This window comes from Sorangium sp. So ce448, from assembly GCF_051520915.1.
Classification (GTDB): domain Bacteria; phylum Myxococcota_A; class Polyangia; order Polyangiales; family Polyangiaceae; genus Sorangium; species Sorangium cellulosum_B.
In genome coordinates, this window is sequence record NZ_CP150343.1 from 8,603,611 (window position 1) to 8,623,820 (window position 20,210).

Consider the following 20,210-nt stretch of genomic DNA (forward strand, 5'->3'; position numbering starts at 1 on the left):
CTCCTCCTCGCCCCTCGTCCGGGTCCCGACGGCATCCCCGCGGCCCGCGGCGGTCACACCACCCGCTTATGGACCGCGTGGACCCACTCTAACATCTCGTACTTCCTGGGCAAAGGAATCGCCGCGCGCCACGTGAGCTCGACGCGCATCGCGTCCGCGTCGATCAGCACCGTATCGAGGTGCGTGCGGTGCTCGGCGCGGGTGCCGAGCGCGAAGCTCGTGAACCCGAGGTGCACGCGCGGCAGCGCGAAGGCCCACCGGCCGCCCGGGGTCGCGCCGGTGATCTCGATCGGCTCGTCGCCCCGCAGCGGCGCCGGCGACCACTGGTCCTCGGGCACGCAGACGTGGAATCGATCGTCGAAGTCGTCCGGCAAGAGGGGCATCTTCGTCTCCATCCATTCCGGGCCGTACGTGCCCGCATACGAGGCGCGAGGCTGCCAGTGACGGTGGATGGCGCCGAGGCCGGCAGGCACGTTGTGGCAGCCCCCGATCGGGTGAGCCGGATCCTCGATCTGCGCGGCCGGCTGATCGACGAGCGAGCGCGCGTCGCGTACGGCGCCGCGTCCGACGGTGTTCCTCGGCTCCCCGAACGGCCGCTCCGGGTCGGAGAGATCGAGGCCGCCCCACGCGAGCTCGTACAGGAGCGGGACCGGCTCGACGATGGGCTGCGCCGGCCCCGGCGCGAGCCCGCCCATCACGCCGTGGGTCCACGCGCGCTCGCCGAACGCCCGGACCGTCTTCGCGATGGGGCCCATCCGCAGCGACACGTCGACGTGCCTGGCCTGCCCCGGCGAGCGCGCGTGGGCGTGCCCGATCAGGAGCACGTCGGTCCCGGGCTTCTCGTCGAAGAGATCGGAGGGCTTGCGGATGCTCGCCTTCGCCGCGTCCGGGCCGTTGAACTCGTCGGCCAGGTACGGCGCGGGCCCCTCCGGATCGATCGCGACGCCGCCGCGCGCGTCCACGCGGAACGTGATCTTGATGATCACCGCGAGCCGATCGCGCCCGTCCTTCGTCTTGACCGGGACCGCGAGGTGCTTGCCTGGGGTCTGGTTGATGATGCGGATCATGGCCCGGACGCGACCTCGAAGCGCCGGAGCCAGCGCTCGATCGAGCCCTCGTCCCAGGGCGCGAAGAACGGCAGATCGACGCCGCTCGCCGCGCGGAGCGGGCGCACCAGCGCGTCGACCTCCCGGTAAGCCGGCGGCACCTGCCGCCGGTTCACGTCGCCGCGCTCGGGCGCGCCGCCCGCCTGGATCACCACCCCGTCGCCCGACGCCGCCTGGGTCGACAGGCGCGACGCGCCGAGGCCGCCCCGGGTCCCGAGCTCGTCGAGCATCGACGGCCCGAGCCAGGTGAGCCAGTTTACGGTGCGAATGCGGCGATAAAACGCCTCGGTGAGCCTGACGTACTCCGCGACGTCATATCCCCAGTACCTGCGCGCGTGCGCGTAGATCGCGGCCGCGGGCGCCTGGGAGTTCTGCGCCTCGCAGTCGGAGAACGTGTACCCCGCGGCCCCCCAGCGGAGCCGGAGCTTCGCCGCGATCGCGCAGATCCGCGCGTGGAAGTCCGCGAGCGGCCATGTCTCCGGGACGGTCAGGTGCAGCACGGCGTGGACCGGCAGGCTCAGCGCGTCCGAGCCCTCTCGCAGGTCGCCGATCTCCGCCCAGAAGCGGTACGAGGTGGGGGACGCCTCGAACGGGTCGCGCGCCCCGCTGCACACGACCGACATCTCGTCCCGCCCGAGCCGCACGAGGTGGGCGGAGATCTTCTGATCGTCCGGCCCGCCGCCGGGCACCGGGGCGACACCGAGGTTCGCGGCGTGGGTGGCGATGTAATCGAGGTGCGCGCGCCGGACGGGCTCGGGGCGATCGGCGCACGACAGCGACACGTGCGCCAGCGCGGGGCCGATCCAGCCCCACACCAGCTCGTTGACCTCGTCGAGCCGCGCCTCGTCCTCCGCGGCGAGCCGCTCGAGGTGGAAGATCGCGCCGAGCGCCCCGTAGACGATGGGCGTCCTGTCGGCGAGCCGCGCGAGCGGCTCCGGCGCGGGGTCGTGGATCATAGGGTCAGCCCGACGCGCGCGATGGGCGCGACGGTCCGGTGGAACCGGTAAAGGAGGTTCTCGAGCGCCGCGCGCGACGGAGCGCGCTTGTAGAGGAACTCGGCGTAATGCGCCCGGAACTCGGTGCGGCTCGACCCGAACGTGGGCAACGTCTTCGAGGGATTCATGACGACCTCGAGCCCGTCCTCCGAGACGTAGTTCCGGATGCAGTTGAGCCACCACAGGCTCGTCGCCTCGAGCTCGCCGCGGATCTCGGGGGTGATCGAGGTGGCGAGCTCGATGCGCAGGTCGGCGACATGATCGGCCGGCTCGGCGTGCACCGGGAACTCGCGGTGCGGCCACGCCTCGAGGTACGCCGCGCGGTCGTCGAGCCACGAGCGCACGAGGCCCTCGCGGACCGACATCGCGCTGCCGTCGAGCGGCAGCGACCCGACGAGGCTCATCCGCGTCACCGGGCGGTCCGCGCCCACGCGCCGGAGCTCCTCGACGATGTTGCGGACGAAGAGCGGCGCGACGCCGGCGACGCGCAGCGTCCAGCGGTACGACGGGCCGAGGACGCCGCCGTCGTCCGGGGGCCAGGAGAGGCGCTCGGCCGCGCCGAGGAGGGGGTCGAAGACGGCCCCGCCCGCGGCGCCACGGTTGATCGCCTCGATGAGCGCGCGCAGCGAGGCGAGCGACATCGGGAACTCGGCCGTGCCCTCCGTCGCCACCTCGATGTCGAGCTCCTGCGGCTCGGGGCTCGCGCGGTACGCGACGAGCAACCCGCCCGCGGCAAACTCCATGTCATAGAGAACTGGCACCGGTCCCTCTCACGTGGCGGATCTCGACCGCGGCGCTCACCCCGTCGAGGGCCGGCCAGGCCGCCCTCCTGGCCCCGGGCGCGGCGGCCGCGTCACTTGCATCCCCCGTTGGCGGTCTTCTTGTTGACGCAGTTGGCCGGAGCGCACGACTCGCAGCTGGGCACGATCGGCGGGTCCGGCTTGCTGAACGCCTGATAATCCTTCGCTTGCCCCTTGCTCATCGTGTCGCCAGGGCCCTTGATCTCGATCACCTGCCGGCCGATGAGCCCGTCCGGGAACTTCACCCGGACGCCCCGGTTCATCAGGCGGAAGAGCGCGAACTTGAGGCGATCGAACAGCGGCGCGCCCCGGCGCAGGCCCTCCATCGCGGCGAGGCCGACGACCCCCCAGGGGCCGCCCGGGATGCGGGGGTTCGCCAGCGCGCCGGTCACGGCGGTCGCGCCCGGCCCCGCCAGGGCGCGCACGCCCGCCTGGTGCGCGGCGAGGACCGCGTTCGCCGCGGCCCCGGCCGGTCCGGGCGCGTTCGTCAGGTTCGCCGCGAGCTGGCCCGCCGATCCGGCGGCCCCGCCGAAGACGACGGGCACCTCGCGCTGGATGCGGCCTGCCAGATCGGGGTTGTGGCGCCGGAGCTTGTCGTAAAACTTGTTGTTGAACGACCCGCGCTGCCCCTTCGGCTTCGAGCAATGCTCGTCGACGGCCTCGCGGAACGCCTGGCATATCACGTCCTTCAGGCCGGACGCCGCGAGCCCGCCTCCGCCGTGGACGAGCTGCTCAGGGGTCTGAACGGCCATCTCAGATGTTCCCGTTCGACTTGTCGCCGGTCCGCACGACGCCGCCGCCCTCGGCCTCCACGTCGGTCGACGCCATGAGGATGGCGACCATCCCCATGATCTTGTTGCTGACGACGCCCAGCGCGACGCCCGGCTGATCCCCGTTCGAGAGCGCGCTCTTCCCCTTCTTGGTCCACATCGGCGTCGCGATGCTGAGCGTCTTCGTCGTGTACCCCGGACCCATCGTCGAGGAGACGGCCACGTTGGGGTACGGCATGGGGACGGGGCCGCCGGGGGTCGGCGTCTTGCAGACGTCGAGCGGCCCCGACGCGACCGAGGTGTGGACCGACGCGACGCTCGCGCACATCTTGTTCTGGTTCAAGAGAGGCATCTTCGTTCGAGGTCCATCGCAGTGCGCGGCGGAGGCCTCCGCTACTTGTCCGCCACCATGGGGGCAAGCTCGGGCTGAGGTCCGGTCGCGGTGAGCTTGATCGTGGATGACTTGATGACGACGGAGCCGGCGGAGATCGTCACGTTGGATCCGCCGACCTTGAGCGCGATCGACGCGGCGTTCATCGAGAGCGCGCCGCCGACGGTGATGTTGAGCGTCGAGCCGCTCGAGATGGCGATGTCGCCGCCGGCCTGCGCCGCCCAGACGCCGCCGACGGTCGTGGCCTTGGCGCCGCCGACGTTGATCGCGACGTCCTTGCCGCTCGCCGAGATGAAGGCGCCGCCCACGGTCGTCGCGTGCGCGCCGAGCGTGAACGAGCTCGCGCCGGTCGCGCACGCCGCGATCTCGGCGCCGCCCACGGTGATGCTGGTGACGCCGGCGACGGCCATCCCGACGCCGAGCGCGGCCGCCTCGACGGCGCTGCCACCGACCGTCTCGCTGAACGACGCCGGCGTGCTCGCGCTGACCGACATGGGCGTCATCGTCGTGTGGCTGCCGCCGATCGTGAGCGAGCGCGAGCCTTTGACGTCGACCTTCTCATCGCCGCTCACGGTCTCGGTCCGCGACGCGCCGATCGAGATCGTCTGCGATCCGCCGATCTCCGTCTCCTCCTGCGCGCCGACGTCCAGCGTGGCGTTCGCGCCCACCGTCTGCTTGTGGTTCGAGCCGACGCCGAGCGTCGCGACGTTCGTGACCTTCTCCGTCTTGTTGTTCGCGACGACGACGTTGAGGTCCTTCTCCGCGTGGACGTGGACATGCTCGCTGCCCCCGCCGTCCTCCATGCGGATCTCGTTGTGGCCCCCGCCGCCGGGGCTCGAGGACGACTGCAGCGCCGACTGCGTCTTGCTGTCGGGAAGCTTGTACGGCGGGCCGTACTTGCCGTTGTAGACGCGGCCGAGGACGATCGGCCGGTCCGGGTCGCCCCCCTCGAAATCGACGACGACCTCCCAGCCGACGCGCGGGATCGCCACCGCGCCGCTCGAGTGCATCTGCGCGACGCGCACCCAGCACGAGCTCTTCTCGTCGCCTTCGCCGCGCCGGTCCCAGGGGAACTGCACCTTCACCCGCCCGTACGCGTCGGTGTGGATCTCCTCGCCCGCGGGGCCGGTCACGGTCGCGAGCTGCGGCCCCGGCACGTCGCACTCCGGCGCCGACGCGGGCGGCCGGAACGGGAGGTCCTTCGGCAGGAGGTGGAAGCGGTTCCTGTAGGAGCCCGCCCCGGGCGAGGGGCCCGCCGCAGGCGCGTCCTCCCACACGTGCTCGATCTCGCGGACGACCCACTCGCCCTCGAGCGCCTGCTCCGGCACGTCCGCGAGCGTCACGGTGTGGCCCGGCGCGAGCGAGGTCACGGTGCCCGCGCCCCGCGCGCCCTGCGACGCGGCGTCGAGCGCCTCGAGGCGGATCCGCGCGCGCCGCGCGCCCTCCGCGGGGTCGACGTAGCGGCCGGGGTAATCGTAGTGCTCGCGGCCGAGCGGCGCCTCGCCGCTCGCCGTGGCCTCGAGATCGAGCGCGGGCTTCTTGAAGTCGTGATCCCGGAGCGTGACCTTGGCCGGGCGGGCGCGCTCGAACAGCGCGAGCGCGGTGACGGCGTGGCCCGAGGTGAGCCCGCTCTCGGGCCGGAACGGGACCTCCGCGGGCGGCTGCGGCTCCGTGTACGCCGCGCTTGAGTCGCCGAAGACGACGATCGCGCCGTCGTCGCCGTGCTCGTGGAAATAGAAGATGCCGTCCTCCTCGAGGATGCGGGAGACGAAGGTGAACGTGTCCTCGCCGAACTGCGTGCACACCTCGCGCTTCGGGTAGCTGCCCGAGAGCCGCCAGCGGCAGCGCGACGCGTCGAGGCCCCGCTCCTCGAGCAGCGCCGTCACGATCTCCTGCGTCGTCTGCTCCTGGAAGATGCGGTGATCCGTGGTCCACCGGAGGACCGCGAGCGGCGACTCGAGCGTGACCGCGATCCGGCGCGCCTCGCTGCGGCTCGCGCGCTCGCGCGCGCGCGTGACGATGCCGCAGAAGAGCCGCGGCGCCCCGCCCTCGCCGGGCGCGACGATCGCCGTCGCGCCCGCGCCGATCCAGCCGCCGGGGTCGACGTCGGGCGCGGAGAGCTCGAGCTCGACCTCGACCTGGTACGAGAAGCTCAGCCCCTCGTGGGCGACGATGCTGCGCACGCGCGCGAGCTCCGGCGGCAGCCCCTCGGCCGCGAAGAACGCCTGGTGGAGGGAGGTCGCGTCGCTCATCCGTTGTGCTCTATCTTCGAGGCCTTCTTCGTGATCGTCGCGCCGGGCGCGGCGATCGCGGGCGCCTTCACCTCGACGCTCGACGGCTTGACGGTGAGCGACGCTCCCCCGACGCGGAGCGAGATCTCGCTCTCGGCCTCGATCTCGATCGTCGGCGCGTTCGCCAGCATCGCGCCGCCGACCGTGAAGGCGAGCCGCGACGTCGCGCTCTCGCCCACGTTCGATCCGGCGGCGATGACGTAGGCGCCGCCGACCGTCTCGGCGGCCGCGCCCTTCACCGAGACGGCGCAGCCGGCGGCGCCCGCGTTGATCTTGGCGCCGCCGACCGTCTCGGCGCACGCGCCGCCCGTCAGGGTCGCGAGCCCGGTCGCCGCGGCGCTGACCCACGCGCCGCCCACGGTGACGTTCGCGGTGCCGAGCACGAGGCGGTTCACGCCGAGCGCCGAGATCGCCATCATCGTCCCGCCGATCGTCACCGTGCGGCCCCCCTTGGCGTCGAGGCTCGACCCCCTGATCGCGGTGACGCTGCGCGAGGCGCCCACCGTCGTCGTCTCGGCACCGCCGACGACCACCGACCGGCCGCCCGACACGGTGAGCGACTCCGCGGCGCCGATGGTCACGTCCTGGTTCGACTTGACGCCGACCTTGCGGTTCGAGCCGACCTTCGCGTCGAGGTTCGCGCCGATCGTCTCCTCCAGGTCGACGCCGACCTTCTCCATCTTGTTATCGCCGACGACGACGTTCATGTCCTTCGACGCGTTGATGAAGATCTCCTCGCTGCCCTTCTTGTCCTCGAACCGGATCTCGTTCGACGAGCCGCCGCCCGGCGTCGTCGCGGTCTGCCACGCGGTTCGCGTCTTGTTGCCGGGCAGGCCGTACGGGACGGGGAACCGCCCGTCGTAGAGGTGCGCGCTCACGTGGGGGGAATCGATGTCGCCCTCGGCGTGGTGCGCGAGCACGTCCCAGCCGACGCGCGGCAGGACCATCGAGCCGCCGAGCGCGAACTGGCCGACGCGCATCCACGTCGACGCCTTGTCGTCGCGCTGGCCCTCGCGATCCCAGTAGAACTGCACGCGCACGCGGCCAGATTTGTCGGGGTGGATCTCCTCGCCCGGCGCGCCCGCGACGACGCCTGTCTCCGGGCCGGCCGGATCGCGCGTGACCGGCCCGCGGCGCGGCGCGCGGTACGACGTCGCCTTCGGGATCGCGACCCACGCGAGGCGGACCGGCTCGCTCTCGCCGGCCGACGCGCCGCGCTGGTCCGAGACGATGTACGTGACGCGCTCGACGAGGTAGCTGCCGTCGAGCCCCTCCACCGGGTGCTCCGCCAGATCGAAGGTGCGGCCGACGCGCAGCCGCGTCGTGGTCGTCTCGCCCGCGACGACGACGCGGCGCGCGCGCAGCGCCTCCAGCCGGACCTGCGCCCGGCGCTTCCCGTCGGCCGGCACCGCGAACCGCCCCGGGAAGTCGTAGAGCTCGCGCGCGCCGCTGCCGGCCTTCTCGTCGAGGCGGAGGCGCGGCTTCTCGTGGTTGCAATCGCGGAGGCGGACCGCCTCGTGGGCCACGGCGGCGCGCTTCGTCACCCGGTACACGGCGCCCTCCGCCTCGAGCAGCAGCGCGTCGTCCCTGTACGCGAGCTCCGCGCCGCCGTCGATCGGCGCCGCCGCGGTCGAGTCGTCGCCGAGGACGAGCTTCGTCGCGCCGCCCTCGTGCTCGAACCAGTAATAGATGCCCTCCTCGTCGAGGAGCCGCTGGACGAAGTCCCAGTCGCTCTCCCGGTACTGCGCGGTGTACGGCCGCTTCGCGTACGGCGCGCTCGTGCGCCACTCGACGTCGGTCACCTCGCCGCGCTCGAGGACCTTCTTGACGATATCGACGACCGTCATCTCCTGGAACACGCGGCTGTCGCGCCCGATCGTGAGCGCCGCGACGGGCGAGCCCAGCGTGAGCTCGAGCCGCGCGCCCTCCACGACGTCGCCGACGTGGCGGACGGCCGAGAGGACCACGCCGCGGACGGGCAGCGCCGCGCCGAAGCCGTCGGTGAGCACGAGCTCGTAGGGCTTGCCCAGGAGATCGCCGGGGCGCAGCGCGCCGCCCTGCGTGAACACGTCGGCCGAGAGCTCGAAGGGGCAGGACAGCGCGAGGGTGCCCGTCAGCCGCGAGACCTCGAGCGCGGCGCCGTCCACGGAGAGCTCGACGACGCGCGCCATCAGCCCACCAGGTTCGGGTTGCCGGAGATCTTGATGCTCCCCGAGGCGTCGAGGGTGATGAGGCCCGCGAAGCTCGCGGAGGCGGGCGTGAGCGTGAGCACGCCGCCGCCGCCGAGCAGGTTCGCCACCCCGCCGACGAGGATGTTGATCTTCTCCCCGTTGATCGCGATCTTGCCCGCGGCGTTCATCGACATGAGGCCGCCGACCGTCACCGCCGCGGGGCCCTTCGTGCCGCCGACCCGGTTCGCGGCCGCGGCGTGCACGCACGCGCCGCCGACCGTCGCGGCGTAGGCGCCGACGACGGACTCGGTGACGGAGGCGCCCGACGCGGTGATCTTCGCGCCGCCGACCGTCTCGGACTTGGCGCCCGCCACCGCGACCGAGACGCCCATGCCGGCCGCCGAGATCATCGACCCGCCGACCGTGAGCGCGTAGCTCGACGTGGCCGTCTTGTCGATGCCGAGCGCCGCGAGCGTCGTGTGGCTGCCCCCGGTCGTCTCGGTGTCGCTGCCCGCGATGAGCTGGCTGATGTTGCCGCTCACCGTCACGGTCTCGGACGCCCCGATCGACACGGTGCGATCGCTCTTGATCTGGACGCCCTGGTCGGCGCCCACGGTGGCGGTCTGGTTCGCTCCGATCGACACGGTCTGGCTCGCGCCGATCGTGATCTCCTCGTCGACGCCCACCTCCACCTTCTCGTCGACGCCCACCTTCTCGGTCTTGTTGTTGTTCGTCTGGCCGTCGAAGTCCTTCGACGCGTTGACGAAGAGCTCCTGCCCGCCGCCGCCGTCCTCCATCCGGATCTCGTTGGATTTGCCGCTCGCCGGGCTCGACGCGGTCTGGAGCGCCATCCGCGTCTTCGCGGCCGGATAGGCGTAGGGCGACGCCTTCTCGGCGTTGTACATCCGGCTCACGGCGATGGGCCGGTCGGGATCGCCGTCGAAATAGGCGATCGACATCTCCCAGGTCATCCGCGCGAGGGCCATGGATCCGCCGATGGGGAGCTGGACGACGCGCATCCAGCACGAGCTCGTGTCGTCGTCCTTCCCGAGGCGGTCCCAGAAGAACTTGCCCTTCATGCGGCCGAGCTTGTCGGTGTGGATCTCGCCGCCGGGCCCCGTGACGACCGCGGCATGCGCGCCCCGGAGCCGCGGGCGCGCGGCGGCCCGCGGCGGGCGGAAGGTGGCCGCGTGCGGGGTGGCGGTGAAGCGGTTGACGTAAGAGCGCCTGTCGTCGCCGTCGAGCCCGCGGCTCACGATCTCGTGCCGCACCGAGGTGAGCAGGTATTTCTGCGACAGGTGCGCGGCGGCCGTGTTCTCGAGCTCGAACCACGAGCCGGCGCGGAAAGTCCAGCGATCGCTGTGGCCGGTGCCGACGCGGGCCCGGGCGAGGAGCTCCTCGCAGCGGATCTTCGCGAGCGCCGCGCCCTCGTCCGGCGTCCTGTGGCCGGCGGCGTACTCGAAGCGCTCGCCGCGCGGCGACGCCGCGCCGGCGTGGGACGACGTGAGGTCGATCTGCGGCGTCTCGAAGTTGTAATCGCCGACGGCCGCCGATTCGGGCGTCGCGATCGTCTCCAGCTCGAAATCGAGCACGCCCGCGCCGTGCTCGCGCCCTTCGACGATGGACCATTGCGCGACGCCCTCGATGGGCGGGAAGCTCGATTGCGCGTCGGCGAAGGTGACGTGCGTCCCGCCGCTGTCGTCGTGGATGAAGTAATGAATGCCCTCGTGCTCCAGCAGCCGCGAGGCGAAGTTCAGGTCCGTCTCGCGGTACTGGACGCAGTACGTGCGCTTGCCGAGCGCGCGCTGCAGCGACCACGCCACGTCGCTGGCGGGGACGCCGGCGCCCTCGAGCACCTCGGACACGATTGTCTTGGCGTCCTTCTCCTGGAACATGCGCACGTCGCTGCGCAGGGACAGGAGCGAGAGCTCGTGGACGAGCTCGACGACATAGCGGCGCTGGTGGCCGTGCTGCACCCCGTCGAACCGCACAGCGGACACGACAAGGTGGAAATGGCGCACCGACGCGCCGTCGATGGCGAGGGAGAGGTGGGCCTTCTCGCCGACGGGCCGCTCGAGGTCGAGGTCGTCGGGGCCGACGAGCTCGACCGTGGCGTGGGTCGGCTGCGAGATGGCCTCCACGACGACCGCGGAGGTCGCGGCGAGGCCGCCCGGGATCGCGCCGCACTCGAGAGAGAGCGAGAGGAGTTGCTCCACCGTCGGCCTCAGTTGAGCCGGATGATGCGGCCGACGATCTTGTGGATGCCCGAGGCCCGCGCGGTGATGTCGTGCGCGAGGGTCTCGATGAGCCCATGGGCGCGGACGACCAGGCTCGCCGCGCCGCTCGCGATCGCGAACTCGTGCTCCGCGGCGACGAGCACGCGGCGCGCCTTGATGAGGAACTCGTCCCCCTCGTCGACGCCGGGCGTCGGCGCGGTGCGCAGGGCGCCGAGCACGACCCAGCCCTCGCCCTCGCGCTGGACGACGAGCCGCTCGCCGCGGACGAGCGCCGTGGCGAGCACGGCCGGCGAGAGCGCCTCGTCGAGCGCCGCGTCGATCTCGGCGCCGCCGAGCGACAGCCGGGCCGTGCGGGCCTGCGCGTCGAAGGCGACGAGCCGCGCGGCGAGGAGCCCGGCGGGCGCCGGTTGCTCCTGCGACGCGGGCGGCGCATCCGCGGCCGGCGCGCCCGCCGGGCGGGGAGGAACGTCGATCGCTCGCACCGCCGCAGCCCGCTTCGCTCGCACCGTCATGCGGTCCTCCTGTGTTCCTGAAGAAGCCTCGCGCCTCGCTCTATCCACCCGAGGATACACGAGGCGCGCCGCCACACACCCGTCGAAAGGCGCGCACGACACGGGCAACGGCAGGTTTCATCCAGGGATATTTCCAGAGCGGCGGGACGTCAGCGTGCCTGCATGACGCCATGCTTCCCGCGTCGCCCCGCGCCGTTCAACCCCGGCCAGGCCCCGGGCGCAGGGCGCGCAGCGAGGCGATCGACCCGGAGGCGGGGCCGGCGCTACCATCGATGTCGCCATGGGCCACATCGTCCGCCGCGCGACCTGGGGAGTCATCGATCTCGATACTCGAACCGGGCACATCTTCGTGCAGGAAGAGTGGCGCTATGTCTGGCAAATCGACCCCGGCGCCCGGCCGTGGACCCTGAGGGAACGGCGGCAGTTCCACGGCACCGTCGACAGGCACGTATGGGGCACGTGGAGCCGCCGCCTCCGGGTCCGGCCGACGGGCGCGCACCCGCTGTGCAATCCAGCGCGCGACCTCCCCGTCGAGTTCGACGTTCGGTGGGTCCTCTCCGGGGGCCACTGGACGGTCAACGTGAAGAAGCTCGCGCCGGGGACCCCCTCGCCGCGGAGCTGGGTCGATTTCGGCGCGCGCCGGATCCAGCTCGATCACCTCGACGGGATCCCGCACGCGGTCGGGAACGCCGCGAATCAAACGAGGAGCCGGTTCTACACGCTACCGCACGAGTTCGGGCACACGCTGCCGACGGCGGCCGGCAGCGCGCTGCCGGTGGACGACGAATACAGCGCCGGGCACGCGCACCTCGCCGATACCGACAGCCTGATGAACATCGGCCGTCAGGTGCGCAGCCGCCATATCCAGGTCGTCCTCGACGAGCTCAACGCCATGCTGCCCGACCTGCGGTTCACGATGGCGCCCTGAGCGGGCCCACGCGGACAGCGCGCTGGCGCGGGCTGGACACGGGCCGTGGGGGCGGCGACGATGCCCGGGTGCCGGCGGGAGGCAGGGACGAGGACGACGAGGAGACGGCGGCCCGCGGCGCGCCGCACGGCGTGACGCTGTTCGATCACGCGCAGATCTCCGCCGAGATCGCCGAGGGCGACCGCGCGCTCGCGCGGGTGATCGAGGCGCGCGGGCTCACGGAAGCGCAGTGGAACGAGGCGACGCTGTACTGGACGCAACGCATGGGCGACGACGTGATGGACCACGCGGAGCGCGCGCGCATCCCCCTCGTCTACTCGGACGCCTTCTCGAAGGCGCAGGACGCGCTCAGGCCGCTGCCGGCGATGGACGTCGAGGGGTATGCGGCGCTGGTCGCCGCAATCCAGGCGGCCGGCTCGCCGGCGCAGCCGCTCGCGGCGCGCGGGCTGTCGATCGCCGATTACCTCCGGCTCTCGCGCCACTTCGCGCGCGCGATGGCGGCGGACCCGGAGCAGGCCAGGCGGTTCTTCGAGGTGCTGCAAGCGCTCTCGCCGCCGGCGGAGGAGGTCGAGGTCTGACGGGCGCGGCGAGGTGAGCCGCCGCCGCGCCGGCAGCTCACCGGGGCGCGTCCGGCCCGGGCCGCGCCGCGGCCACCATCGCGCGGTAGGTCCGCGCGAGCGCCGGGTCGGCCGCGAGCCGCGCCGTCCAGGCGCGCTGGAGCCGGGTGTAGGCGGCGAGCGAGAGCCCGGCGCCCGCGAGCACGACGCCCGGAGGCTCGCCCGCCTCGATGCGCGCGGCTAGGCGGGCGTAGTCCTCGAGCGGCATCGCGGGCGCAGGCGGGCCGAGCGCCGCCTGCGCCGCGGCGTAGGCGAGGTCGAGATCCTGCCCGAGCGACAGATCCGCCTTGAGCGCGGCGGTCGCGACGCGGAGCAGCCACGTCCTCTCGACGTCCATCCAGCGGATCTCGTCGAGCCCGTACGAGGAGAGGACCCTGGCCCGCTCGGCAGGCGCCTCGGCGAGCTCGGCGGAGATGCGCGCGTAGGTGGGGAGATCGACGCCCTCGACCGGCGATCGCGGCACCGGCTGCGCCGGGTCGGGGCCGCCAGGGAGCTGCGGGACGGGCGGTAGCTCGACGTGGGGAGAGAGATCCACCCTGGGTGCGTCCTTCATCGAATCCACCTCGTGACCTTGCTTCCGACCCTGCGCTCCGCCGGGCTGGGCGCGGCGGCGGCATGGCCAACCGCGACGATATCGTCACGCCCAGCGGGCGGTACCACGCCGTCCTCGAGCAGGCCATCGCGGGGGCAGCGCTCCCGCTTCAGCGCAACCCCCTCGCCCCCGGAACCTCCCCGCGCCGCCGCTGTCATTCCGCAGGCACGACGGACAGCCGGCCAGCGCGGCCGAGCGCCCGCCTGAAGGACGCGGATCCGCGCGTCCTCCGCGCGGTTCCAGAGGACGTGAGCGCGCCGCTCCGCGCGGCGCACAGGGGAGATCTATGCCCAGCGCGAACACGACGGACGCCGGGGATGGCGGCGCCGCCACCCATCCGAACCTCACCGCCGCGAGCCAGCCCGACGCGGCGAGCACCGGCGAGGCCGAAGGGCCGGTGCGCTCCGTGGAGATCGTCATCTCCTGGGGCACGACCGTGCTCTTCGTCCAGCACCTGACGCCGCCGCGCGCGTTCGACGTCGGTGAGGGGCGCGACGACGGGCGCCCGTGCGACTGCTTCCTCCCGGGACGCGTGCTCGGCGCGCGCCGCGCGCCGCTCCTCGAGGTCGACGGCGCCGGGCGCGTCGGCTTCGTCCTGCCGGGCGCCGCGACGGGGACGCTCACGCTCGCCCCCGGCGGCGCGCCGCTGTCCGCGGCCGCGGCGCGGGAGCTGCATGTCGGCGTGGAGCGCGCGGCGCGCGCGGCGATCCCCGGGGCCACGCTCGTGCCCCTGCCCGCGCAGGGCCGCGTGGACGTCGAGATCGCGGGCGTGCGGATCCAGATCCACGCGGACGTCGCCGCGGGCGAGCGCGTGCGCCGCTCGCTCGTGAGCCGGAAGAGCCTCGCCCTCCACGCCGTCTCCGCGGCCCTGCACCTCGGGCTCCTCGGCGCCCTCGCTCGCTGGGCGCCGCCCCTCGTCGACCCGTCCACGGGCATGAGCGCGGATCGGATCGCGCTCGTGCAGCAGTACCTCGCGTCCGCGGACGAGCGCGAGCTGCGCGCGGCGATCGAGCGCGAGGGCGAGCCCGCCGCCGACGCGAAGGAGGGCGGCGCAGGGACGCGAGCCAAGGGCGAGGAAGGGTCGATGGGCCACCCATCGTCGTCCACGCCACGCGCGCTCGCGACGGGGAACAGGTGGGGGGTCAAGGGCCCGAGCGACAGCCCCGATCCGCACGTGGCGCGGCAGCAGGCGCTGCGCGACTCGGCCGAGTTCGGGATGATCGGGCTGCTCAACGCCGGGGGCGGCGGCGATCCGAACGCCCCCACGGCGCCGTGGGGGCTCGACGGCGCCGCGTCGTCCGCAGGCGGCGCGGGCCTCCCCCTCGCCGGTTACGGGGGCCTCGCCGGCGAGCGCGCGGCGTCCGGGCTCGGATCCATCGGGACGATCGGGCACGGCGCGGGCGCCGGGTCGGGCCAGGGGTTCGGGAGCGGCCACGGGCGCGCCGGCGCCTCCTCGCCGCCGGTCTCGGCGCGGAGCGCGGCCGCCTACGCTCCGGAGCCCGAGGTCGCCCTCGATCCGAACGGCCGCTTCGCCACCACGTACCGGCCCGGGGGCGGCCACCTCGCCGCGTTCGAGGCCGCCCTCGCGCGCGGCGTCGTGCCCGCGGCGGAGCGCGAGCTCGTCGGCGACGTCGGCGCCCGCTACGCCCCGGAGGTCCCGCTCGCCCCCGACAAGGCGCTCGGCCTGCGCACCGACCTGGAGCGCGCCGCGCTCGGCCCGCGCGGCGGCGCCTTCCACCTGCGCCTCGCGCTCCGCTCCGCGGCGGCGGCGGCGCCCGCGCGGCCGCACCTCTCGGTGCACCTCGTCCTCGACACGAGCGGCTCGATGGCCGGCGCGCCGATCGACAGCGCCCGCCGCGCCGCGCAGGCGCTCGTCGATCGGCTCGCGCCGGCCGACGACTTCTCGCTCACCGCCTTCTCCAGCGACGCCGAGGTGGTGATCGAGGACGGCCCGGTCGGCCCGCGCCGCGCGGCGATCCGCCGCGCCATCGAGGGGCTCCGCGAGGGCGGCGGCACCAACATCGGCGCGGGGCTCTCGCTGGGCTACGCGCAGGCGAGCCGGCCGGGCATCCCCGAGGACGCCGTGCGCGTGGTGCTGCTCGTCTCCGACGGCCGGGCGACGAGCGGCCTCACCCACAGCGAGCGCCTGGCGTGGCTCGCCCTCGACGCCTTCCAGCGCGGCATCCAGACGAGCGCGCTCGGGCTCGGCGACGACTTCGACGGCCAGCTCATGAGCTCGATCGCGAGCGACGGGGCCGGCGGCTACTACTACCTGCGCCACCCGGAGCAGATCGCGCCCGCGCTGTCGACCGAGCTCGACAAGCGCCTCGACCCGGTCGCGACCGCGGTCGAGGTGCGCGTACGGCTGAAGGCGGGCGTCGATCTGCTCCGCGCCTACGGTTCGCGCCGGCTGGACGGCGCCGAGGCCTCCCGCGTCCGCGCCCAGGAGATCGCGGCCGACGTCGCCGCCCAGTCGCGGGACCGGATCGCGGCCGACCGACGCGACGACGCCGACGGCGGCATGCGCTTCTTCATGCCCGTGTTCGCCCGCGATGATCGGCACGCGCTGCTGCTCAAGCTGAGCGCCGGCCCCGGCGCGGGGAAGCGAGCCGTAGCGACCGTCGAGCTCAGGTACAAAGATCGGCTCTCCAAGAAGAACGTGATCGAGGAGATCCCCATCGAGGTGCGCTATGCGGACAGCGACGCCGCCAGCGCGGCGTCCGTCGACGCATCGATGACGCGCACGCTTCAGGGCTTCGCCGCGGGCGAGTCGCTCGCGGAGGCCGCTGCCCGCGTGGCGCGCGGCGATCGCGCCGGCGCCGCCGCGCTCCTCTCCGAGCGCGAGGGCATCCTGCACGAGGCCGCGACCCGGCTGAACGAACCGCTGTTCCTGGAGGACGCGACGCGCCTGTCGCGCCTCCGCGCGCACATGGGCGCAGAGCAAGGCCTCGGCGATCCGCTCGTGCTCGCGATGTTGCTGGAGACGGCGGGGCGATCCCGCCTGCGCTGACGCGCAATCGCAGCGCGCGCACGGGCGGAGGCGTCGCCCAGGTGGTAGGCTGAGCGCGGCCATGACAGACAGAGTCTCATCGACCGGACGCGCTGCGCTGCGAGAGTCGCTGCTCCAGTTCTCCGCTTTCGCCGACGCGCTCGAGTCCCGTTCCATGCGCGAGGCCATCGATGCCTGCATCACCGTCCTGGACGCACCAGGGCCGCTTGACAAACGCGATCTCGCCCCGTGGCTCAAGGTCGTCCACGAGCGCGCGGCCGATGTCTTTCGGCGGGGTATCCGTCAGACCACGGGTGTGCTGCGCCAGCAGATGATGCACGGCCTGAAGCAGGCTGAAGAAGACGCTGTCTGGATGCAGCAGGCCATCGACGCGCTCAGTCGAGACCGCGCGAACTGACATGCTGAGCTGAAACAGCGCTCGTCGCCCACGCGCAGACGACGGCTCGCCGCGACAGGGTGAAAGCGAGCCGGCCGGAGGCGGGAGCAGGCGGCCGCGCACAGCGTGACACGACGCGCGCCGTCCGTGCTACGAGAAGGGACATGTTCGCCTCGGCGTTTCCGCTGCTGCTCCTCGGCTTCTCTCTCGGGATGCGCCACGCCACCGACGCGGACCATGTGATCGCGGTGGCGACCGTCGTGAGCCGGGTGCGGAGCCTCGGGACGGCGCTGCTGATCGGCGCGATGTGGGGCGTCGGCCACACACTCACGCTGATGGTGATCGGCGGTGCCATCGTGCTCTTCGGGCTCGTGGTGCCGCCGCACGTCGGCCTGGCCATGGAGCTCTCGGTCGCCCTGATGCTGATCGGCCTCGGGGTGTACCACCTGGCGCGGCTCTACCGGGCGGTCCGGCGGGGCGAGCCGCCGGCGCCCGACGTCGCTCCGGTCAAGCACGCTTCGCCTGGTGCGCATGTTGCGCATGTTGCTGACCACGACGGCCACCGGCACGACCTCGGCTGGGCGGACCGCGTGTTCGGCGGTTCGCGCGTCTATGCGAGCCTCCGGCCGCTGCTCATCGGCGTGGTCCACGGCCTCGCGGGCTCGGCCGCGGTGGCGCTCCTCGTGCTCACCACGGTGCGCGACCCGCGGTGGGGCATCGGCTACATCGCGCTGTTCGGCGTGGGCACGATCGCCGGGATGACGCTCATCACCGGGGTGCTCGCGCTGCCGTTCGCCTACGCCCGCGCGCGCACCAGCGGGATACACTACGCCTTCGGCGCCGTCGCCAGCCTCCTCAGCGTGGGGTTCGGCCTGTTCCTGGCCTACGACATCAGCTTCGGATCCGGGCTGTTCACCGCGACCCCGCAGTGGACGCCAGGCTGACGGCGCCCGGGCGGGCCGCGATCGCGCGCGCGTCGAAGGAGCGACGCTCGGCGCTCACCGGCTCGCGGTCGACCAGGCACGCTCGGCCTCGCGCGGCGACGCCGGCGCGAGGTGCGCGTCGATCTGGGTCATGAGCCAGTCGAGGAACTCGTCCTTCAGGATCGTTTGCGCCACGTGCAGATCGGTCCAGACGGGCGCGCGCGCGGCGGCCCGGTCGCTCGTCTGCACCACGACCGGGATCGTGCAGAACCTCGCGTCGTCGCGCATCGCGCGGATGAACTCCACCCCGTTCATGACGGGCATGTGGACGTCCACGATGGCCAGCGCGACGGGCTCGCGCGCGAGCAGCTCCAGGGCGTCGCGCCCGTTCTCAGCCTCGAGCACGCTGAAGCGCGGCTCGAGGATCAGCCGGTAGCACTCCCGGATGTCCGCGTCGTCGTCCACGACGAGGATGGTTACCCCCTCGACGGCGCCGAGCACGCGCTCGACGGCGGCGCGGAGCTCCCCCGCGGTGACGGGCTTGCGCACGTAGCCGGCGACCCCTCGCAGGATCGCCTCTGCCGGCTTGTTCACGACGGAGACGAGCATCACGGGCACCCGCTCGCGCGACTGCACAAGCCGGTTGAAGGCGAAGCCATCCATCTCGGGCATCAGGAAGTCCGCCAGGACGAGATCCGGCGTCCACGTCCGGAGGAGCTCCAGCGCCGCGCTCCCGCCGCGCACGGTCCGGACGTCGTACGCCGCGCCTTGCAGCGCCTCGGCCATCCACGCGAGCGTCCCCGAGTCATCGTCGACCAGCAAGAGCTTGGCCATGGCATCACCCCCCTTGCGCCTCGGCGCCACCCGACTCGCCGACACGCCGCAGCCGGAGCCAGAACCTCGCCCCACCTTCCGGCCGCGCCTCGTACCCGATCGCCCCGCCCCACCGCTCCACCGCGATCCGGGCGCCGTAGAGCCCGAGGCCGCTGCCCGCGCCAGGGTCGTGGCCGTGCGCGAACTTCTGGAACAGGCGCGGCGCGACGGCAGGGGAGACGCCAGGCCCATCGTCCTCCACCGTCACGCGAGCCCACCGGGGCTCATCGTGCACGGCGACGCGCACCGACCTGCGCGGAGGCGTGAACCGGAGAGCGTTCTCGACGAGGTTGGAGACCACGCGCGCGAGCCTGCGCTCCTCACCGACGACGGTGCACGGCCGCGCGCAGCCGATCTCCGGCGGCGCCTCCAGGCACACCCCCCGGCTGCGCGCCATGGGCAGGAGCGCCTCGACGACCCGAGCGACGGTGCCGCACACATCGACAACCGCGGCGAGGTCGCCGCCGGAGGCGTCGGACGCCATGCCCTCGGCGGTGAACACGTCGAGGATCTCCCGGATCAGCTCGCGCTGCCGCAGGGCGGCCTTCAACGCGACCACGGCGAGCGCGCCGCTCTTCTCCGGCAGCGGCTGCTCTCCCAGCAGGGACAGCGCGCCGAGGAGGCTGTTCAGCGGGCCGGAGAGGTCGTGAACGATGCAGTGGACGAGGACATCCTTCCGCTCGACCTCGCGCGACAGCGCCTCGTGGACGAGGCGAAGCTCGCGCGCCCGCTGGAGGACGCGGCGGCGCTCCTGGAACAGCGCGTCGTTCCGGGTGATCACGAGCAGCCGCGACGAGCCCACGCGGAGCGCCGTCGCCTCGAGGTGAAGCGCCTCGTCGCCGATCATCTGCGTCCAGAAGTCGGATTGCACGCCCGGCGCGCCTTCCACGGACCAGGCCCGCTCCGCCTCGGGGAGGAACACCTCCAGGAAGGGCAGCGCGCGATCGATCGGGAGCGGCGCGTCGCGCCACGGCGGCGCGAACCCGAGCCTCCGGAACCACGGCGGCGGCTCGCCGCGGATGACGAAGGTCCCGTCGCGCAAACGCTCGAGGACGAGCTTGTCCAGCGCCGCGAGGAGCCACGTGTCCACGTCCATCAACCCCGCAACGAAGGCGCTTCGCTCGCCAGCATGGCGCGCGCCAGCGAGTTGAACGCGCCTTCGACCCCGGCGCCGGTCTTGGCGCTCGTCCTGGTGATCCAGAGGCCCGCCCTCCTCAGCCTGGCCTCGGTGGCGTCGTCGATGTCCCACGCCGCGGTGAGATCGGCCTTGTTCAGGACGACGACGGCCGGGACCTCTCCGACGATCGTCCGCGCAGCGGTGTAGAGGTGGAGCCCGGTCTCCGCCGTGAGGCGCCGCGTGCCGTCGATGACGAGGAGCCAGCCCGCGGAGCCGCGCAGGTACGATGTCTGGACGGCCTGGAACTCGTCCTCTCCGCTCAGGTCCCAGAGGATGAGGTCGAGCTCGCCTTCATCGCACCTCACGCGCCGTGTCTCGATCGTCACGCCGATGGTCGTCCGGTAGGACTCGGAGAAGATGCTGCGCACGAAGCGGGCGACGAGGCTTGTCTTGCCGACCCCCGTCGCGCCCAGCACGCAGACCTTGCGTTTCTCCGCCATG

At 73.1% G+C, this 20,210-nt stretch carries 18 protein-coding genes; 5 read left to right on the forward strand and 13 right to left on the reverse strand.

All coding sequences use genetic code 11. The features are described 5' to 3' along the window. Positions 1-53: 53 nt before the first annotated feature. The 9 genes from WMF45_RS32455 to WMF45_RS32495 all read right to left on the reverse strand — a co-directional run bounded on the left by WMF45_RS32455 (position 54) and on the right by WMF45_RS32495 (position 11,273). Positions 54-1,067: a DUF2169 family type VI secretion system accessory protein gene (locus tag WMF45_RS32455; RefSeq protein ID WP_437708916.1), complete on the reverse strand. Its 1,014-nt coding sequence runs from the start codon at positions 1,065-1,067 to the stop codon at positions 54-56. After that, entirely contained in the window at positions 1,064-2,062 is a 999-nt protein-coding gene (locus WMF45_RS32460) for a type VI immunity family protein (RefSeq protein ID WP_437708917.1), read from the reverse strand. The genes WMF45_RS32455 and WMF45_RS32460 overlap by 4 nt, the downstream gene beginning before the upstream one ends. Beyond that, positions 2,059-2,862 (reverse strand): hypothetical protein, encoded by an 804-nt coding sequence (locus WMF45_RS32465; protein ID WP_437708918.1) that lies wholly within the window; start codon positions 2,860-2,862, stop codon positions 2,059-2,061. The genes WMF45_RS32460 and WMF45_RS32465 overlap by 4 nt, the downstream gene beginning before the upstream one ends. A gap of 92 nt (positions 2,863-2,954) precedes the next feature. Next, positions 2,955-3,653, reverse strand: coding sequence for a hypothetical protein (locus WMF45_RS32470; protein WP_437708919.1), 699 nt, complete (start codon positions 3,651-3,653; stop codon positions 2,955-2,957). Position 3,654: 1 nt separating this feature from the next. Then, the gene (locus tag WMF45_RS32475; protein ID WP_437708920.1) at positions 3,655-4,014 is read right to left on the reverse strand and encodes a PAAR-like domain-containing protein; all 360 of its coding nucleotides are present in this window, start codon (positions 4,012-4,014) and stop codon (positions 3,655-3,657) included. Between the two features lie 50 nt (positions 4,015-4,064). Then, positions 4,065-6,314: a type VI secretion system Vgr family protein gene (locus tag WMF45_RS32480; protein ID WP_437708921.1), complete on the reverse strand. Its 2,250-nt coding sequence runs from the start codon at positions 6,312-6,314 to the stop codon at positions 4,065-4,067. Continuing rightward, the gene (locus tag WMF45_RS32485) at positions 6,311-8,524 is read right to left on the reverse strand and encodes a type VI secretion system Vgr family protein (RefSeq protein ID WP_437708922.1); all 2,214 of its coding nucleotides are present in this window, start codon (positions 8,522-8,524) and stop codon (positions 6,311-6,313) included. Before WMF45_RS32485 ends, WMF45_RS32480 begins: the two co-directional genes overlap by 4 nt. Beyond that, on the reverse strand, positions 8,524-10,740 hold the full coding sequence (locus WMF45_RS32490) for a type VI secretion system Vgr family protein (protein ID WP_437708923.1): 2,217 nt from the start codon (positions 10,738-10,740) through the stop codon (positions 8,524-8,526). The genes WMF45_RS32485 and WMF45_RS32490 overlap by 1 nt, the downstream gene beginning before the upstream one ends. An 8-nt stretch (positions 10,741-10,748) precedes the next feature. Further along, positions 10,749-11,273 (reverse strand): hypothetical protein, encoded by a 525-nt coding sequence (locus tag WMF45_RS32495; RefSeq protein WP_437708924.1) that lies wholly within the window; start codon positions 11,271-11,273, stop codon positions 10,749-10,751. A gap of 280 nt (positions 11,274-11,553) precedes the next feature. Here WMF45_RS32495 and WMF45_RS32500 point away from each other — a divergent pair, with 280 nt between their 5' ends. Both WMF45_RS32500 and WMF45_RS32505 read left to right on the forward strand, forming a co-directional pair. After that, complete coding sequence (locus tag WMF45_RS32500; protein ID WP_437708925.1) at positions 11,554-12,201, forward strand: hypothetical protein; 648 nt, start codon at positions 11,554-11,556, stop codon at positions 12,199-12,201. Positions 12,202-12,269: 68 nt separating this feature from the next. Next, on the forward strand, positions 12,270-12,779 hold the full coding sequence (locus WMF45_RS32505; RefSeq protein WP_437708926.1) for a hypothetical protein: 510 nt from the start codon (positions 12,270-12,272) through the stop codon (positions 12,777-12,779). Between the two features lie 37 nt (positions 12,780-12,816). Here the strand turns inward: WMF45_RS32505 and WMF45_RS32510 are convergent, their stop codons facing one another. Beyond that, the gene (locus WMF45_RS32510; RefSeq protein WP_437708927.1) at positions 12,817-13,371 is read right to left on the reverse strand and encodes a hypothetical protein; all 555 of its coding nucleotides are present in this window, start codon (positions 13,369-13,371) and stop codon (positions 12,817-12,819) included. Positions 13,372-13,696: 325 nt separating this feature from the next. Here WMF45_RS32510 and WMF45_RS32515 point away from each other — a divergent pair, with 325 nt between their 5' ends. The 3 genes from WMF45_RS32515 to WMF45_RS32525 all read left to right on the forward strand — a co-directional run bounded on the left by WMF45_RS32515 (position 13,697) and on the right by WMF45_RS32525 (position 17,740). Next, positions 13,697-16,420: a vWA domain-containing protein gene (locus WMF45_RS32515; RefSeq protein ID WP_437708928.1), complete on the forward strand. Its 2,724-nt coding sequence runs from the start codon at positions 13,697-13,699 to the stop codon at positions 16,418-16,420. Positions 16,421-16,574: 154 nt separating this feature from the next. Next, positions 16,575-16,817, forward strand: coding sequence for a hypothetical protein (locus tag WMF45_RS32520; protein ID WP_231864310.1), 243 nt, complete (start codon positions 16,575-16,577; stop codon positions 16,815-16,817). Positions 16,818-16,960: 143 nt separating this feature from the next. After that, complete coding sequence (locus tag WMF45_RS32525; RefSeq protein WP_437708929.1) at positions 16,961-17,740, forward strand: high-affinity nickel-transport family protein; 780 nt, start codon at positions 16,961-16,963, stop codon at positions 17,738-17,740. 54 nt (positions 17,741-17,794) lie between these two features. Here the strand turns inward: WMF45_RS32525 and WMF45_RS32530 are convergent, their stop codons facing one another. Genes WMF45_RS32530 through WMF45_RS32540 form a run of 3 tightly spaced genes read right to left on the reverse strand, consistent with a single transcriptional unit; the run spans position 17,795 to position 20,209 of the window. After that, positions 17,795-18,553 carry a response regulator gene (locus tag WMF45_RS32530; RefSeq protein WP_437708930.1) on the reverse strand — a complete coding sequence of 253 codons (759 nt, stop codon included), beginning with the start codon at positions 18,551-18,553 and terminating at the stop codon, positions 17,795-17,797. A 4-nt stretch (positions 18,554-18,557) separates the two neighbouring features. Continuing rightward, positions 18,558-19,688 (reverse strand): ATP-binding protein, encoded by a 1,131-nt coding sequence (locus WMF45_RS32535; protein WP_437708931.1) that lies wholly within the window; start codon positions 19,686-19,688, stop codon positions 18,558-18,560. Beyond that, entirely contained in the window at positions 19,688-20,209 is a 522-nt protein-coding gene (locus WMF45_RS32540) for a Rab family GTPase (RefSeq protein WP_437708932.1), read from the reverse strand. Before WMF45_RS32540 ends, WMF45_RS32535 begins: the two co-directional genes overlap by 1 nt. Position 20,210: the final 1 nt, after the last annotated feature.

Excerpts from the sequence above, each read along its gene's own strand:
- WMF45_RS32455 (WP_437708916.1), bottom strand. The coding sequence starts at position 1,067 with ATGATCCGCATCATCAACCAGACCCCAGGCAAGCACCTCGCGGTCCCG.
- WMF45_RS32460 (WP_437708917.1), bottom strand. The coding sequence starts at position 2,062 with ATGATCCACGACCCCGCGCCGGAGCCGCTCGCGCGGCTCGCCGACAGG.
- WMF45_RS32470 (WP_437708919.1), bottom strand. The coding sequence starts at position 3,653 with ATGGCCGTTCAGACCCCTGAGCAGCTCGTCCACGGCGGAGGCGGGCTC.
- WMF45_RS32480 (WP_437708921.1), bottom strand. The coding sequence starts at position 6,314 with ATGAGCGACGCGACCTCCCTCCACCAGGCGTTCTTCGCGGCCGAGGGG.
- WMF45_RS32485 (WP_437708922.1), bottom strand. The coding sequence starts at position 8,524 with ATGGCGCGCGTCGTCGAGCTCTCCGTGGACGGCGCCGCGCTCGAGGTC.
- WMF45_RS32495 (WP_437708924.1), bottom strand. The coding sequence starts at position 11,273 with ATGACGGTGCGAGCGAAGCGGGCTGCGGCGGTGCGAGCGATCGACGTT.
- WMF45_RS32500 (WP_437708925.1), top strand. The coding sequence starts at position 11,554 with ATGGGCCACATCGTCCGCCGCGCGACCTGGGGAGTCATCGATCTCGAT.
- WMF45_RS32510 (WP_437708927.1), bottom strand. The coding sequence starts at position 13,371 with ATGAAGGACGCACCCAGGGTGGATCTCTCTCCCCACGTCGAGCTACCG.
- WMF45_RS32515 (WP_437708928.1), top strand. The coding sequence starts at position 13,697 with ATGCCCAGCGCGAACACGACGGACGCCGGGGATGGCGGCGCCGCCACC.
- WMF45_RS32520 (WP_231864310.1), top strand. The coding sequence starts at position 16,575 with ATGCGCGAGGCCATCGATGCCTGCATCACCGTCCTGGACGCACCAGGG.
- WMF45_RS32525 (WP_437708929.1), top strand. The coding sequence starts at position 16,961 with ATGTTCGCCTCGGCGTTTCCGCTGCTGCTCCTCGGCTTCTCTCTCGGG.
- WMF45_RS32530 (WP_437708930.1), bottom strand. The coding sequence starts at position 18,553 with ATGGCCAAGCTCTTGCTGGTCGACGATGACTCGGGGACGCTCGCGTGG.
- WMF45_RS32535 (WP_437708931.1), bottom strand. The coding sequence starts at position 19,688 with ATGGACGTGGACACGTGGCTCCTCGCGGCGCTGGACAAGCTCGTCCTC.
- WMF45_RS32540 (WP_437708932.1), bottom strand. The coding sequence starts at position 20,209 with ATGGCGGAGAAACGCAAGGTCTGCGTGCTGGGCGCGACGGGGGTCGGC.